Here is a 15427-nt window from a genome sequence, read left to right on the forward strand (position 1 = left end):
ATTTGATTGATCTTGCTTGATAACTTTTTCAATCATGGCACATTACGATGCCTTTGCGGAGTGACCATCTCAAGCATCCAAAAACTTTTTCTAAATAACGTGGTAATTTTTTACGATCGTTAATTGATGGATGTCCATCCTTGACCAGTAAAATTTCTGTTTGTAGTGACTTATTATATTTGCGCAAATGATTCATTTTGTTCTAAGGTGATGTATCTTTGCAGTATCAAAGGCTCTCTTCGACCTGTGATGTGTACTTTTGCTTGAAGTACATACTCACCATTTGCGAGTTCTTTTAACAAAAACTTATTTTTTAAATTTGATCTTGTTTGAATAGGTTCGGGATAACTTTTGTGTAAGAAATACTCTACGTACTTTACTTTCTCCATTGCTCCCTTATAGTACGAATCTAATATCACTCTTATATCGTAGTGTGGGAAGTCAACTAGACCAGTCCTTTGTTGAAATTCCTCTTGCTTTTCTTGCCTAAGAAAGGCTACATGGTTTAAGTAATAGTAATCGGCGGGTAATTTATCTGATGCAGGTGAAGTATCTTCTAACTCAGTTTTACTTCCTATGTCTGTTTGCGCCGGTTCGACAGTCACTTCAACAAATTCACTAAACTTAAGTGAGAAACCTGAACCAGACTTTTTAGAAAAATGAAATATCCTCCAAGCAAAGAAAAGCCCAAAACCAATCAAAACCAACTCAATAAATTTAGATATCCATTCAAATATCTGTTCAATATTCATAAAGAATCCCTTTTAGAGTTATGTAGAATATAACAGCTAGATTAAACTTTACCTTTTTAGTACTGCATCATCAATAGGTTATAAATTTGAGATTCTATAGCTCTTTGCTTAACTGCCCGGTGAGTGGGTTTGCATGATATCCGCCCCTTGCTTGACAAGGTAGGCCGAAATCAGATTATCACCTTGAATATCATAAGAAATATTTTTATCTGTTGCCTGCTGCAGTTCGAAGACTTTACTTGCTTTGTGATACCTGTAAATGCCGGTTTGAGTCTTTTGCTTGTCTGTCGCATCACTCAGGCAATACAGGGCGTCACTTTGCTCTTTTAAGTTCAGAGACCGGCCCAAAATAGGGGCGTTGCATGCCGCGGGAATTAAAGTAATTTCTTCGCTATCTGGAGTTTGTGCCTGATACCAGCGCTTATTGGTTTTATCGAATAAATAATAGCTGTTGCTGCCTGGGGAGTAACGTCCCGCCTGCCAGCGGTAATTCAATACCTCGACCTTGTCCTGGCCAATATCGTAAGACATCAGCTGCCAACTATTGTTGCGCTGGGATGAAAACAGCAGGTGGTTGTTGTCTTGCCAGGAAAGGGCGGCAATGGCGCGGCTATTAAAGGTTTGGCTTGAGGTTAGCTCTTTAATCTCCCGGCTGTTGGTATCGATCAGGTATAACAGGTTGTCGGCCAGTACCAGCAGCTTCTTGTCGTCGGGTGACCAGAGTAAGTCAAAAATCCGGGTGGCATTGTTAAAGTGGCTTAGCTGGGCGGCGGTTTGTGCTTTTTTGTTTTGCAGCCATACTTCGGCGCTGCCGGAGCGTTTGGAAACAAAGGCAAGTTGTTGGCCGTTATGGGAGAGCGCCGGTAAATAGTCTCTAACACTGGAGTTATCCGGCTGCCATGTGCCGGAGGCTGTTTCGCTGCTGTTTATTTGCTCAAGGCTGTTTTTTTGCTCAAGGCTGTCTGCCTGCTTAATGCTGCTCAGGGTTAAATCATAGTCTGTCATATAGGCGCTGAACAGGTAGTCGCTTTGGTTGGGGTGGCGTCTTAAGTTCTTTAGCCTTTGGCTGCCGCTGGCAATAACTCCGAGAAATTCCCCGTCCAGGAGACTGTGCCACAGGGCGGTGGCAGGGTGGGGGGAAGGATGTACCAGAGACTGGCCGTCGTGGTGCCATACGGCAGAGCGCAGGCGGTGATCTAGTTCGGCGGTGCGTTTTAGCTGCTGGCTGGTTAAGTCTAGGGTGTAAATTCTGCTTTGCGGGGTGTACTCAAGGTTGAGCATTACTAGCTTGTTTCCGTCAGCAGAAAGGTCGAAATGGTAATTGCCTTCGCCGCCGGTGATTGGCTGGTTCAAGGTGATTTGCTCGCCCGTGGTCAGGTCTAGGCGGAAAATCTGGTAGCCCTGTAGTTCCTGGGGTTTGTCGTTGAAATATAAAAACTGGCCGTCGGGGGAAAATTGAAAAACGGGCCAGGCGCTGGCAAAGCACTCCCTTAAGGTACGGGATTTTTTCAAGTCGTCTGTTTCATCTTGCTGAACCAGCAGAATTTGGCAGACATGGTTATGTTTCCATAATACCGCTAAAGACTTGCCGTCCGGCGACCATACCGGGCGGCTGATGTTGCCTCTGGCATGTTTGATATAACGGCGCTTTTGGCTGTTAAGGTCGGTTAATACCACCTGGTTTCTTTGGCCGTCGGCGGAGCGCTCGGTATGGGCCAGCCGGGTTTGGTCCTGGGAAATGTTCGGGTGCCATTCGGTGCCTTTATCCCGGGTGATGGCGACCATGCTTTTTAAGCGGGTGGGCTTGATGTCTTCTTCATTGCCCGGCCAGAACTTCATCGCGGTTAAGGCAATTATTGCGGCAAGTAAAGCCAGCAGGGCAAAAGCTAAGGTGATTGTTTTTTTGTTTTTTCCTTTAGCCGCTGCCGAATTTGTAGCTGCCGGGGTGGAAATCTGGGGTTCTTGGTTTGGCGATTTTTCTGTCTGCGCTTCTTTTGCGGTTACTTGTGTATCTTCCGGCTGCTCAGCCGTTTCAAATAAGGTGTCGCTTGGGGTCACGCTGGCGGCAAAACGGTAACCTTTTCTGGCTACGGTAATAATGTACAGGGGGTTTTTAGAGTCGTCATTTAGCGCTTTGCGTACTTTGGCTATGGTGCGGCTGATGGCGTTATCGGTAACCAGGGTGCCGGACCATACATTGTCCATCAGTTCATCTTTGCTGATCACCCGGTCGGGGTGCCGGCAGAAAAAAGCTAACAGCTCAAAAACTTTCGGCTCTAATTCTATCTTTTGCTGATGACGGTAAATCACCATGGCCTGAGTATCTAAACTGTGATCCTGAAAATGAAAATAACGCAAAAAGTAACCGTCTCTGTGATGAAAACCGCTGCTTATAGTAAGGGATTTAGCGCTAAGTTAACAGCTTTTGGCTGAAAATTGCCTGAAACCGCTATTTTCTTTGTTTTTGTTTAATTTGCTGAAAAATAAGGGTTTTAAAAAGTGACTGAAGCTTTAGTCACAGTTTGGTCATCATAAATCCCAACTTTTTCAGGCTTTGTTCCTGCCTTTCATCTCGGTTTTATCTACAACTGCAACAAATCCAAAAACGAGAGAAGGTTATGGACAGAGCCATTAACAATAACAAGCAGAAAAGTCATAACAGAAAACGCTATATCAAAGCCGGATTGGCCGGTTGCGCCATCGGGGTTTTTGTCCTGGTTTTTACCTGGTCGAAATTAACCAGTGCCGGCGGGAAAACCTATAACCTGGCAAAAAACAACCTGATGCTGAGCCAGGTAAAGCAGCAAGCCTTTGCCGAGTATTTGCCGGTAAGGGCGGTGGTGGAACCGGAAAAAACCATTTTTATCGATGCCATAGACGGCGGCCGGGTTGAGCAGGTGTATCTGCAAGAAGGCGCGTTGGTTGAAAAAGACCAGCCGATATTAAAGCTCAGCAATACCGGCTTGCAATTAACCGTGCTGGCGCGGGAAGCCGAGGTTTCCGAGCAAATCAACAATATGCGCAATACCCGGCTGGCGCTGGAGCAAAACCAGCTGAGTTTGAAACGGGATGTGATCGAGCTCGACTTTGAAGTGCAAAAGCTGGAAAAGCGTTTTGCCCGCAGCAAGCGCCTGGTGAAGCAAAAGCTGATTTCTGAGCAGGAGTTTGAAGAAATCAAAGACGAGCTGGCCTATCAAAAACGTTACCGGGAAACGGTGCGCCAGAGCCAGGAAAAAGAGGCGTTATTGCAAGAGCAGCAGCTGGCCCAGCTAAGCCAGAGCATTAAAACCCTGGAAAATAACCTGGCGATTTCCCAGATGAGCCTGGACAAGCTGATTATCCGCGCGCCGGTATCGGGCCAGCTGACCTTTTTAGATGCCCAGGTAGGGGAGTCAAAGCGCGACGGCCAGCGCCTGGGCCAGGTAGATTTGCTCTCTACCTTTAAGGTCAGCGCCCGTATCGATGAATTTTATGTCAGCCGTATTGCCGCCGGGCAAGAGGCAGAGTTCAGCCTGAACGGCCAGCGCCATCAGCTGACCGTGGCCAAGGTCTACCCGGGCATAGATAACGGCACCTTCAAGGTGGACTTTACCCTTGCCAACGCCAACAGCCGTGAACAACTGCGCCTGGGACAAAGCCTGCAGGCGAAATTAAACCTCTCTGCCAGTGAAAACAAGCTGCAAATCAGCAACGGCGCCTTTATGCAAACCACAGGCGGCAACTGGGTATTTGTGGTCTCTGCCGACGGCAGCCGGGCGGAAAAACGCCAGGTACGTCTTGGCCGCCGCAATCCGCAAAGTGTCGAAGTGCTCGAAGGGTTGGCCCCTGGGGAGTCAGTGATCACTTCCTCCTATGCCAGCTTTGCCGATGCCGAACAGGTGCAACTCACTAATTAATTACAAGCTAATTGAACATTTATTAAAAACACCATAAAAAATAAGGAATTCTCATGATCAAATTACAAAAGATCGCCAAGTCGTTTATCGGCGACGAAATAGAAACGGTTGCTATCGACGGCATGGATTTAACTATCGACAAGGGGGAGTTTCTCTCTATTCTCGGGCCGTCCGGTTGCGGCAAATCAACCTTGCTTAATGTGCTGGGCATGCTGGATACGGTTAACAGCGGCGAATTTCATTTTCTTGAACATCAGGTGGCAACGCTTGGCGAGGCGCAGCGGGCGAAACTGCGCAAACAGCACCTGGGCTTTATTTTCCAGAACTTTAACCTGATAGACGAACTTACCGTTGAGCAAAATATCGAGCTGCCGCTTTATTACCAGAAGGTGGCGAAAAGCGAGCGCAAAGCACGGGTTGAGGCGGTACTAAAACGCGTGGATATCAGCCACAGGCGTCACCACCTGCCGGCCAAACTTTCCGGCGGGCAGCAGCAAAGGGTGGCCATTGCCCGGGCGATCATTACCGAGCCGGATTTGATTTTGGCGGATGAGCCTACGGGTAACCTGGACTCGAACAATTCCGCCCAGGTGATGGCGTTATTGCAGCAGCTTAACCGCGAGGGGGCGACTATTGTGATGGTAACCCATGCACCTGAGCATGTCAGTTACGGCACCCGGGCGATTGAATTGCTCGACGGCAAGATTATCTCGGACCAAAGTATCTCGGATCAGCGCATCACAGCCGAGTTGCAGGAGGTGTCTTGTGGTTAAGTTATTTTTTATTGTTGCCTGGCGCAACCTGTGCCGTGAAAAGCTGATCACCGCCATCCAGCTGGCGGGGCTGGCGATAGGCATTGCCTGTTTTATCTTGATCCGCCAATACGTGGCGCATGAGCAAAGTTATAACCTGAGTTTCAGCCAGGCTGAGAATATTTACCGCCTGGATTTAATTCGCGATCAAAACCGTCCCCAGGCGTTAACGCCGCTGCGTTTGGGAGATGAATTGACGCAAAACTTCGATGATATTTTGGCTAGTACCCGGATATCACGCTCGCGTGTCACCGTTAAACATCAGCAAGGGGTCTATTCACAGCGGGTGCAGTTTGTTGATAGCAACTATTTCGAGTTTTTCGACTTTGACTTTATCGAAGGGGATCCCCTGACGGCCATGAGCGGGCCGTCCAGCCTGGTCTTGCCTGAGGAGGCGGCGATTAAATATTTTGCTAGCGATACCGGCATTATCGGTAAAACCTTAACCGTTAACGGGGTGGAATTTCAGGTGACCGGGGTGGTGAAAAAGCCGGCATTTGCCCATACCATGGCCGAGACCATGTTACTTCCCGGCGAGCGTTTTAATGAGTTTGCACTGGCCAACCCCGACTGGGCCGATTCCTGGACTTTTAATGCCACGGTTACTTTTGTCAAACTGGCCCGGGGGGCGCAGGCAGCAAGCCTGCAGGCCAATATCAGTGATTATTATCAGCAAAGGGCGGCGGGGCTGTCTTCCTATAAGTCTTACTGGCTGAACCTGGAAGGCTTAACCAAGCTGCACCTTTATACCGATACCAGCCGTACCCTGATCCCCCAGGGCAGCGGGGTGATGGTGACCGCCTTTAGCATTATTGCGGTAATGATACTGCTGCTGGCCTGTGTCAACTTTACCAATTTGGCGACTGCTGCTGCCATGCGCCGGGGCAAAGATGTCGGCGTGAGAAAGTCCCTGGGGGCGAGTAAGTTGCAGCTGGTGGTGCAATATTTGAGCGAAGCGGTGCTGCAAACCACTTTGGCGGGCTTGCTGGCTTTAGTTTTGGTGTGGGGGGCATTGCCTTATTTTAATCAGCTGATGGACGTTAACCTCAGCTTTGAATTCAGCGCCGTGCTGCTTGTCGAGTTGCTGTTGTTAACCTCAATCGTCGGCGTGGTTGCCGGTTTATATCCGGCTTTTTATCTCAGCAGTTTGTCACCGGCTTTGGTATTAAAAGGCGTGGTAAATTCTTCCCCTGTGGGCGTGATGTTGCGCCAGGGTTTGATCGTGTTCCAGTTTGCCATTGCCGCTTTATTGCTGGTGGCAAGTTTGGGGGTGAACTGGCAGATGTCTTACATCCAGAACATGCCGCAGGGCTATGACAGGGAAGGGGTGATCGTTATCAACGGCGGCGCAGATATTTATAATACCTTTAAAAACCAGTTATTGCGCAACCCGGATGTGGCGGCGGTGACTATGTCTCATACCGTGCCGACTAAAGCCACCCGAACCTCGAATGTGGTGCGCAGGGCGGATAATGTCAATGATGAAATTCAGGTGGGGTCAAACCCGGTAAGCTATGATTTTTTTACCACCTACGGCATTCAAATACTGGCCGGGCGGGATTTTTCCCGGGATTTCAGTAACGATGCCTACCGGGAAAACGAGCGGGACTGGAAAAGCTCTACCGGCAGTATCATCATTAATGAGACCCTGGCTACGGCGCTTGGCTGGGGAGCAGAGCAGGCGGTAGGAAAAATGCTCACCTTAGGGGGCGGCGATGACGGCCTGCATAATCACCAGGTGATAGCCGTGGTTGAAGACAGTCATTATATCAGTGTTAAAACGGCGGTTCCGGCAATGATTTATGTGCTCTCGGGAGAGCCACAGGAGCTGTCCTTACGCTGGTTGTCAGTGCGCTTTAAAGGGGCGGCGGATGCCTCTCTGCTTGGCGAGCTGGAGCAAACCTGGCTGTCGCTGTCGCCGGATCAGGCGTTCACCTACGACTGGATTACGGCAGAATTTTCTTCCCTGTACCGCAACGAGTCCAGGCAGAGCCAGTTGCTTAATGTCTTTACCCTGATTGCGGTTGTGGTCACGGCGATAGGATTATTCGGCCTGGCGGCGTTTAATACCCGGCGCAGGGTCAAAGAAATTGCCATCCGCAAGATTTTAGGGGCGGGTACGGCACAGCTGTGTTTTATGCTGGTGAATCAGTTCTCGGTGCTGGTGGTGCTGGCCAATGTGCTGGTGTTGCCGCTGGCTTACTGGCTGCTTAGGGACTGGCTTAACGGGTTTATTTATCGTATCGATATGCCTTACAGCGCCTTTGTGCTGTCAACCCTGTTCAGCTTATTGGTGGCTTATGTCACTGTGATGGTGATTGCCTACCGGGCGGCCAATGCCACGCCGGTAGATGCGTTGCAATACGAATAAAGAGGGGTAGGGGATTAAACAGGCTGTTTGTCTTGTCTAGTAAATAGGGGGGCAAGCAGCCTTTATCTGTTAAAGATCTGAGCGGCACAGGCCGTAGAGATAATCGTCCACGTGGCGGTTATTGATCAGTGTATTTTGCCTTAAGCAACCTTCGCGTAAAAAGCCGGATTTTTCCAGTAGCTTATACGAGCCGGTATTGGCGGCGGCACAAGTGGCGGTGAGTTTGTTTAATTTCAATTGGTTAAACACATAAGCTTTAACCAGGCCTAAGGCTTCACCTGCAAAACCTTTACCCTGGGCGGTGGGTTTGATCATAAAACCGGTTTCGGCAATTTTTGCTTCATGGTCGGTAATTTTTATGCCGATATTGCCAAGCTTTTCGCCGCTGGCCAGTTCGTTGATGCATAACACAGCCAGGTATCGCAATCGGGTGTCCAGGGACGGGATTTTGCTTCAAATGCCGCCGTAGCCTGTTCAAGCGTTAAAGGGTTATACACATGCTCCATTACTTTCGGGCACATAGAAAGTTCGACAAATAAGTCAAAGTCTGACTGGTCAAACGCTGTCAGCTTTATTCTGTCACTTGATAATTCCACTAGAGTTCCTTTTTCAGTTCTTGTTGTTTTGTGTTTTGGCCGGGTCAATATGCGGGGATAACCAGCGCATCATATTGACAAAAAGATTGCCGTTATCGTTGTCCGGGCTGGTGATGGTGACATAGACTTTTTCTTTTTCGTCAAAAGTGAAAATAAAGTTTCTGAACATGCCCTGATCTGTGGTTACTACCACTTTACCTTTACCGTACTCAAAGGCAATCATGGCAGCATAATAGTCTGATATTTCGTGAAAACTGTCGTCTTTATTGTAATTGCCTGTGGCCTTGGGGTAAGCGATCACTACGTCTTGTGGCTGTCGAAAAACGGCCGAGCCGCAATGAAAGTCAATCTTCTCTACCTTAGGTCCCAAGTTATAAAGCGGATGGGATTTTTTCAGCAGGCCAGCCTGCTCTGTCATACCAAAAAAGTTTGAGCAGCGGCCGTCTTTTGAGGTAAAGCTCGGGTATTTGGGGGAATAGGCGTAACCGTCGCGGAATTTGACCTCAAAGGCCTCCAGTAAAGGGCGCGCGCCACTGCCGCCGGGGAAATGGCTTAGGGTGAGAAATAAGCTGCCGCCTTCGGCTACCCAGCGGACAATGGAATCCAGCTCTTTATCGCTAACAGGGGATTTCCAGAAAACAGCACCGCTGTCTAAAGTGATTTTGTCGTTGGGCAGGCCGTGAATGATCAAAATATCGGTATCGACCTTGGCTAAATCCAGGGTTTTATCTGTATAGCTGATCTTAAAACCGTCCCGGCTCATAATATCGAGCATGGCATGGGCACCGTGGGAGTCATCTTGTGTGTTGTATATGGTCTGGTGGTAGCGGTCAATCAACACCCGGGTTTGATGCTGCTGTTTTAAAGCTGAAAACTCATGCCGGTAGTCGGTATCTGCTATCGCATCCGTCACCACCTTTTTCGCCTGGGCTGTAAAGGAAAAAGCGCTAAAGAGGACTAAGGCGGCGAGTGTGTGTTTCATGTGTCGGGGATCCCAAGGTATTAATATTTTAGGAAAAAAGCAATATACCCTGAAAAATAACAAGATGCCAGGGAGTTGCAGCGGCCTGTAGTTTAGCTATTTTTGATCCCCCTTTTATTTTTGGTCCCAGTAGGGATTGTCGCCAAAGCGCTCTGCCATAAAGTCAATCAGCACCCGGGCCCGTTGCGATAAAAAGCGGGTTTGCGGATAGACGGCATAAACATTGGCTACGGGGAACTTATGATCGCACAGCAAGGGCACCAACTCCCCGGTTAATACCGCCTGCCAGGCAATAAAGGTCGGCAGATAGGTAATGCCATGCCCGGCAATGGCCATATCCCGTAAAAAATCGCCGTTATTGGCCTTCATTTTTGCCGTTAGCGGAAAATGGACGGTTTTTCCTTTGGGATCGGTAATGTGAAGTTTGGCATGGCTGGCCTTGCCGTATTGCAGGAACTGGTGTTGTTTTAAGTCCGTTATGGTTTCTGGCGTGCCTCTGGCATCAAGATAACCGGGGCTGGCGCACAGTACGTGGCGCACCGGGGTAATACGTTTTGCCTGCAGGCTGGAGTCTTTGAGATCGGCGATGCGGATTGCCAGCTCATAACCTTCTTCTACCAGGTCGATTTGCCGGTCGGCAAAATCAATTTCTATGGTCAGATCCGGATGGCGTTCGCAGAATTCATCTATGGCGGAGGTTAAATGCATCAGGCCAAACGAGAGCGGCACCGCCATGCGCAGAGTGCCGTTTAGGGTAGCATCGATACAACTGGTTTCATTATTCATCTGGGCGACGTCATCGAGAATTTTCACCGCTCGCTGGTAAAACACCTGACCGGCGTCGGTGAGTTTTGATTTGCGCGTGGTGCGGATAAGCAGGCGGGTATCTAGCCGGGTTTCCAGCTCTACCAGGCGGCGGCTGACGGCTGACTTTGCCAGGTTAAGCTGCTCTGCGGCCTTGCCGATACCACCGGCTTCTACGATACGTACAAAAATCGCCATCTGTTCTAACTGGCCCATAGAGTCTCCTGTTGTTCGAATTATATTGTTCTTATATTGGCAATTATCATTTCTCATTATTGCTGTTTATTCTCATATCATCAACAACTAAACTTTTATCATCGGCTTAAACAAGTCATCTAAACAACAGTAAATACCCGATTAAATGTGGAGAAAATATTATGAACAAACTTATTGATTTCAGTGCCCCGGCCGGACGTTTTTTAATCGCCTTGATCTTTTTGATGTCAGGCGTAAACAAGGTTTTTTCTTATGCCGGTACCCAAGGCTATATGGAAGCCATGGGAGTTCCAGGATTCTTATTACCGCTGGTGATTATCACCGAAGTCTTTGGCGCTCTGGCCATCATCCTCGGCTGGCAAACACGGATTGCCGCCCTGGCGTTAGCTGGCTTTAGTTTGGTATCGGCGGCTTTATTCCACGCTGATTTCAGCGACCAGATGCAAATGATCATGTTTATGAAAAATGTCGCGATTGCCGGTGGCTTCCTCATCCTGATTGCTACGGGACCAGGTAGTTATGCCCTTGATAATCGAGGCAAAGAATAACAGAGGTAAAGAGTAATCGAGGCAAAGAGTAACTAATTAAAAGGATAAACGGGTGAAGTCGTCAGGGCTTTCCCCGGCTTAATTTAAAGGAGATTTATGATGAGCAATTTAACCCAGACACAGAGCAGTGAACACACTATGCAAGCAAATCAAACTAAAGAGCTGATAACGGCAACGGCAGGCATGCGGGCCAGTGATGGCGACGGCGTCAGGTTAACCCGGATTATCGGTACGCCGCAGTTGCGAATGATAGATCCTTTTTTAATGCTCGACTGTTTTGAAAGTGATAACCCGGACGATTATATCGGCGGCTTTCCTACCCACCCGCACCGGGGTTTTGAAACTGTCACCTACCTGCTCGACGGGCGCATGCGTCACAAAGATAGCAAAGGTAACGAAGGGGTGATAGAGCCGGGCGGCGTGCAATGGATGACGGCGGGCAAAGGCATTTTACATTCGGAAATGCCGGAGCAGGAAAACGGTTTGCTCAAGGGCTTTCAGCTTTGGGTGAATCTGCCTAAGACCGACAAAATGACAGAGCCGGCCTATCAGGAATTTGCGCCGGATAAGGTAGCCGTTGAAAACCGTAAGGATGGCACCGAAGTTCGGGTGATCGCCGGTAAAACCGATCTGGGCACTCAAGGGCCGGTCATTAATCACTATACCTCGCCGACCTATATGGATGTGATCCTGCCGGCAGGCGTTGTCTTTAACCAGCAACTTCCCGAAGGCCACAATGCCTTTATCTATGTGGTTGAAGGAGAGCTGACGGTCGGAGAGAAGGGGCAGAAAGTCGGTGCCAAGACTTTGGGTATCCTGGGGGCTGGCGAACAAGTGAAGCTAACGGGCCAGTCTTCTTCAAGCCGGGTGTTACTGGTGGCGGGTAAACCGCTTAACGAACCTGTAGTGCAAAGCGGTCCTTTTGTGATGAATACCCGGGAAGAAATTAACCAGGCATTTGATGATTTTCGCCGCGGCCTGTTTTAACCGCAATTTTAGTGAACAAACATTTTTACGATATCAATTAAGGGGATAACCATGGGATTATTAGTTGAAGGTAAATGGCATACCGACTGGTATGATACTGCATCGAGCAACGGGCGTTTTGTCCGTAAAGCGGCTCAGTTTAACCACTGGATTACCGCCGACGGCCAGCCGGGACCGACGGGGCAGGGAGGGTTTAAAGCCGAAGCAGGACGCTATCACCTTTATGTTTCCCTGGCTTGTCCCTGGGCCCACCGTACCCTGATTTTCCGGGCGCTTAAAGGGCTTGAAGAGATGATTTCCGTCTCTGTCGTTAATTCCTATATGGCGGATGAAGGCTGGACTTTCGAGCCGGGGCCGGGTGTGGTGCCCGACAGCGTAAACGGTAAAACCCGCATGCATGAAATTTATACCCTGGCCAAAAGTGATTATACCGGACGGGTGACTGTGCCTGTGCTTTGGGATAAACACCAGCAAACCATCGTCAGTAACGAATCGGCGGATATTATCCGTATGCTGAATAGCGCTTTTGATCACCTTGGCGCCAAATCCGGGGATTATTATCCCGAGGGGAAACGCGAGGAAATCGATGCCATTAACGAGCGGGTATATCACGGTTTTAACAACGGTGTTTACCGGGCCGGATTTGCCACGACCCAGGAAGCTTATGATGAAGCTGTGGTGGATGTGTTTAATGTTCTGGATGAATTGGAACACAAGTTAAGCACGCAGCGCTATTTAGCGGGCAAGCACCTGACCGAAGCCGATTGGCGTTTGTTTACCACTTTAGTGCGTTTCGATGCCGTCTATGTCGGGCATTTTAAATGTAATTTAAAACGTATTGCCGATTATCCCGTGTTGTCGAACTATCTGCGGGAGCTATACCAGTATCTGGGTGTCGCACAAACGGTGGATATCGACTATATCAAGGCGCATTATTACGCCTCCCATGAAACCATTAATCCTACCCGGATTATTCCAGCCGGGCCTGAGCTGAATTTTGATGCTCCCCATAACCGGGAGCAGCTTAACAGTGCTCAAACAGTTTCAGGAGCTGCCAGCTAATGGGCAAGTTAATTGACGGGCAGTGGCTGACCGACGATAAATTAGCCGAACTTGAGGCCAAAGCTTACCAAGCATCAGGAGGCAAGTTTGAGCGTGGTACTGCGGGGTTTCGCAACTGGGTTACCGCCGATGGTTCGGCTGGTCCCAGCGGCAGCGGGGGCTTTAAGGCAGAAGCAGGGCGTTATCATTTGTTTGCCGCGTTAAATTGCCCCTGGGCGCACCGTACTTTGATTTACCGTCAGGTGAAAAAGCTTGCTGGCGTTGTTTCCCTGTCGCTGGTGGCGCCACTGCGCACCGAACATGGCTGGGTGTTTGATAACCATGAAGCGCGTTTTCGCGATGACCTTTACCAGTTAAATGCCATGTACGAGTTATACCTTAAGGCAAACCCCAAACACAGCGGCAGGGTGACCGTGCCTGTGTTATGGGACAAGCAAAAGCAAACCATTGTCAGCAATGAGTCGTCGGAAATTATCCGTATGTTTAACGGGGCGTTTAACCATATTACCGACGATGAACAGGACTTTTATCCCGAGGCGCAGGCAAACGATATTGATGAATTAAATGATTATATTTTTAATCACATCAATAACGGCGTTTACAAGGCTGGCTTTGCCCGCACTCAGTCCGCCTATGATGAAGCGGTAACGGCTTTATTTGCCGCGCTGGACAAACTTGAGTTACGTCTGGCGCAGCAAGACTATCTGCTTGGAGATAATATCACCGAAGCCGACTGGCGCTTGTTGCCCACCTTAGTGCGTTTTGATGTCGGCTACTTTAGCGCCTTTAAATGTAATTTGAAGATGCTGCGGGATTATCCCAACCTGTCCCGTTACCTGAAAGCTTTATACCGGCTTCCGGGCGTTGCCCAAACCGTAGATTTGGATATTTACCGTAGTGGTTATCATTCGAAAAGTCCGCTGAGAAACCCTCATGGCATAGTGCCGATAGGTCCGCTTGCGGATTTTACCTGATACCCCCTGACAGCTATTGCTCTTTGGCCACAGAGCAGTAGCACAGGACCTGCTTTACCACACATCTAGTTATCAATTGAATCATTCACTGTTTATCAGAGAAGGAGTTGTGCTGTATGAAAAATATCGAAAAAGCGCCGGATTTTACCCCTTCGGCGGTAATGTCGGCGCTTGTTAATGAAGAATTGCGCCAAGACAGTTTTTATCACCCCAACCTGGCAGGCATCACCCAGGGAGGCATGGCAAACCATTACCCCATGACCATTATGGCGATGCAGGGCCTGGGGGCAAGCGATCAGGATATTGTCAATTTCAGGGACAGCTGGCCCAGGCACAGGGCAGCTATCGCCGGGGAGCTGGGCTTGAAAGATTTAAATGAAGTCACGACGCAAAATTGGCGTCAATATCTGGGACAAAGCGATAAGTTGCGCGAGTTTCGCCGGGTGTTTTTACAGCTGCTCGGCCAGGGGGAAAGCGCAGAGGTGATCACCGAGTTGCTGGATACGATGAAGCCCGGTTTACCTATGGGGCTGTTCCATCCATTGATCCGTCTAAGTTTTGCCACTGGCCACGGTGATTTAGGTTTAATTGCCGATGCCCTGGCTTACATGGCGATACGTTATCAGGATCTCTACCTTGAGGAGCCGACAATAAATCCCGAGCCGCTTGACCTGCTGGAGACAGACGTATCATTTTCGGCGGCAAGTCATCAGGCCGGACAGAGCTGGCTAAGCATACGTCAGTGGCTGGAAAAAGGGCATTTGCCCGGCAGGTTAAGCCGCAAGATTTACGGCGGCAGCATCAGTATCTGCGAGCAGTTATGCCGTGAGCAGGTGATCCATCAACTGGCCCTGGGCACAGGTTTTACCGTTAATGAAGATGAACTTACCCCGGCGTTGGCGAGTATTTGCCAAGCGGCCGCCCGTTTGTATTTGTTCGAACCGGCATTAACCACACTCCATGGGGTGACCAGTTGCCAGGCGCTGGCAGAGCTGACGCTACGTTATCTCAACCGTGAAAACCAGGCGGTTTATGCCCGGCTTTGGCGTTACTTCTGGGTATGGCTGACGGCTTTGTATATCGAAAAAGGCTGTCCCTGGTTGTCTGGCTTGTTCCCTGAGTCTGCCTTAGCGCAATCCCCTGAAACATATCCAAGCAACAGCAAGCATAAAAAAACTAAGGAGGTGCATCACCCTGATTTAAACAGCAATAAAGAACAGCAGCTTGATCTGGTCAGTTGGTCCAAGCTAAAGCGGTTAGCCTTGCGTTCGCAAGAAGTGCATGTGATGAAAATGATCTACAGCTGTGACTGGCTATACCGGCATATCGGCCAGGAGTCGGCTTTTCAGTTGGCCGCGATAAAAGCTTTGCCGCAGGGATAGGGGCTGGTCCTGCTTTTACAATGGAATGGGCGAGTTGAACTAGAC

General features: G+C 49.3%; 14 protein-coding genes. 8 read left to right on the top strand and 6 right to left on the bottom strand.

What is annotated here, in order from left to right:
* Positions 1–173 precede the first annotated feature (173 nt).
* Positions 174–752, bottom strand: coding sequence for a pYEATS domain-containing protein (locus QL234_RS29640; RefSeq protein WP_281561336.1), 579 nt, complete (start codon positions 750–752; stop codon positions 174–176).
* A gap of 108 nt (positions 753–860) precedes the next feature.
* Entirely contained in the window at positions 861–3110 is a 2250-nt protein-coding gene (locus QL234_RS29645; protein ID WP_281561337.1) for a winged helix-turn-helix domain-containing protein, read from the bottom strand.
* A 260-nt stretch (positions 3111–3370) separates the two neighbouring features.
* Between QL234_RS29645 and QL234_RS29650 the strand changes: the two genes are divergently transcribed.
* The 3 genes from QL234_RS29650 to QL234_RS29660 are packed head-to-tail and all read left to right on the top strand — an operon-like array spanning position 3371 to position 7831.
* Complete coding sequence (locus QL234_RS29650; RefSeq protein ID WP_281561338.1) at positions 3371–4648, top strand: efflux RND transporter periplasmic adaptor subunit; 1278 nt, start codon at positions 3371–3373, stop codon at positions 4646–4648.
* A gap of 53 nt (positions 4649–4701) precedes the next feature.
* Positions 4702–5421 carry an ABC transporter ATP-binding protein gene (locus tag QL234_RS29655; protein ID WP_281561339.1) on the top strand — a complete coding sequence of 240 codons (720 nt, stop codon included), beginning with the start codon at positions 4702–4704 and terminating at the stop codon, positions 5419–5421.
* Positions 5414–7831: an ABC transporter permease gene (locus tag QL234_RS29660; protein ID WP_281561340.1), complete on the top strand. Its 2418-nt coding sequence runs from the start codon at positions 5414–5416 to the stop codon at positions 7829–7831. Before QL234_RS29655 ends, QL234_RS29660 begins: the two co-directional genes overlap by 8 nt.
* 69 nt (positions 7832–7900) lie before the next feature.
* On the opposite strand, the gene QL234_RS29665 is transcribed toward QL234_RS29660, so the two are convergent.
* The 4 genes from QL234_RS29665 to QL234_RS29680 all read right to left on the bottom strand — a co-directional run bounded on the left by QL234_RS29665 (position 7901) and on the right by QL234_RS29680 (position 10429).
* Positions 7901–8257 carry a GNAT family protein gene (locus QL234_RS29665; RefSeq protein ID WP_281561341.1) on the bottom strand — a complete coding sequence of 119 codons (357 nt, stop codon included), beginning with the start codon at positions 8255–8257 and terminating at the stop codon, positions 7901–7903.
* Positions 8188–8427 (bottom strand): hypothetical protein, encoded by a 240-nt coding sequence (locus QL234_RS29670; protein ID WP_281561342.1) that lies wholly within the window; start codon positions 8425–8427, stop codon positions 8188–8190. The genes QL234_RS29665 and QL234_RS29670 overlap by 70 nt, the downstream gene beginning before the upstream one ends.
* Before the next feature lie 13 nt (positions 8428–8440).
* Positions 8441–9409: a DUF4350 domain-containing protein gene (locus tag QL234_RS29675; RefSeq protein ID WP_281561343.1), complete on the bottom strand. Its 969-nt coding sequence runs from the start codon at positions 9407–9409 to the stop codon at positions 8441–8443.
* Positions 9410–9523: 114 nt separating this feature from the next.
* A complete protein-coding gene (locus QL234_RS29680; protein WP_281561344.1) occupies positions 9524–10429 on the bottom strand; it encodes a LysR family transcriptional regulator in 906 nt (301 codons plus the stop codon).
* Between the two features lie 161 nt (positions 10430–10590).
* On the opposite strand from QL234_RS29680, the gene QL234_RS29685 reads away from it, so the two are divergent.
* The 5 genes from QL234_RS29685 (at position 10591) to QL234_RS29705 (ending at position 15382) form a co-directional block, all read left to right on the top strand.
* Positions 10591–10977 (top strand): DoxX family protein, encoded by a 387-nt coding sequence (locus tag QL234_RS29685; protein WP_281561345.1) that lies wholly within the window; start codon positions 10591–10593, stop codon positions 10975–10977.
* A gap of 96 nt (positions 10978–11073) precedes the next feature.
* Complete coding sequence (locus tag QL234_RS29690; protein WP_348650746.1) at positions 11074–11964, top strand: pirin family protein; 891 nt, start codon at positions 11074–11076, stop codon at positions 11962–11964.
* Positions 11965–12015: 51 nt separating this feature from the next.
* Positions 12016–13026: a glutathione S-transferase family protein gene (locus QL234_RS29695; RefSeq protein WP_281561346.1), complete on the top strand. Its 1011-nt coding sequence runs from the start codon at positions 12016–12018 to the stop codon at positions 13024–13026.
* A complete protein-coding gene (locus QL234_RS29700; protein WP_281561347.1) occupies positions 13026–14000 on the top strand; it encodes a glutathione S-transferase C-terminal domain-containing protein in 975 nt (324 codons plus the stop codon). The genes QL234_RS29695 and QL234_RS29700 overlap by 1 nt, the downstream gene beginning before the upstream one ends.
* A 116-nt stretch (positions 14001–14116) precedes the next feature.
* Positions 14117–15382 carry a questin oxidase family protein gene (locus tag QL234_RS29705; RefSeq protein ID WP_281561348.1) on the top strand — a complete coding sequence of 422 codons (1266 nt, stop codon included), beginning with the start codon at positions 14117–14119 and terminating at the stop codon, positions 15380–15382.
* The last annotated feature ends 45 nt before the right edge of the window (positions 15383–15427 follow it).

The organism is Thalassomonas sp. RHCl1, from assembly GCF_947387555.1.
Taxonomy (GTDB): Bacteria; Pseudomonadota; Gammaproteobacteria; order Enterobacterales; family Alteromonadaceae; genus Thalassomonas.

Excerpts from the sequence above, each read along its gene's own strand:
- QL234_RS29680 (WP_281561344.1), bottom strand. The coding sequence starts at position 10,429 with ATGGGCCAGTTAGAACAGATGGCGATTTTTGTACGTATCGTAGAAGCC.
- QL234_RS29675 (WP_281561343.1), bottom strand. The coding sequence starts at position 9,409 with ATGAAACACACACTCGCCGCCTTAGTCCTCTTTAGCGCTTTTTCCTTT.
- QL234_RS29640 (WP_281561336.1), bottom strand. The coding sequence starts at position 752 with ATGAATATTGAACAGATATTTGAATGGATATCTAAATTTATTGAGTTG.
- QL234_RS29650 (WP_281561338.1), top strand. The coding sequence starts at position 3,371 with ATGGACAGAGCCATTAACAATAACAAGCAGAAAAGTCATAACAGAAAA.
- QL234_RS29685 (WP_281561345.1), top strand. The coding sequence starts at position 10,591 with ATGAACAAACTTATTGATTTCAGTGCCCCGGCCGGACGTTTTTTAATC.
- QL234_RS29695 (WP_281561346.1), top strand. The coding sequence starts at position 12,016 with ATGGGATTATTAGTTGAAGGTAAATGGCATACCGACTGGTATGATACT.
- QL234_RS29700 (WP_281561347.1), top strand. The coding sequence starts at position 13,026 with ATGGGCAAGTTAATTGACGGGCAGTGGCTGACCGACGATAAATTAGCC.
- QL234_RS29690 (WP_348650746.1), top strand. The coding sequence starts at position 11,074 with ATGATGAGCAATTTAACCCAGACACAGAGCAGTGAACACACTATGCAA.
- QL234_RS29655 (WP_281561339.1), top strand. The coding sequence starts at position 4,702 with ATGATCAAATTACAAAAGATCGCCAAGTCGTTTATCGGCGACGAAATA.
- QL234_RS29705 (WP_281561348.1), top strand. The coding sequence starts at position 14,117 with ATGAAAAATATCGAAAAAGCGCCGGATTTTACCCCTTCGGCGGTAATG.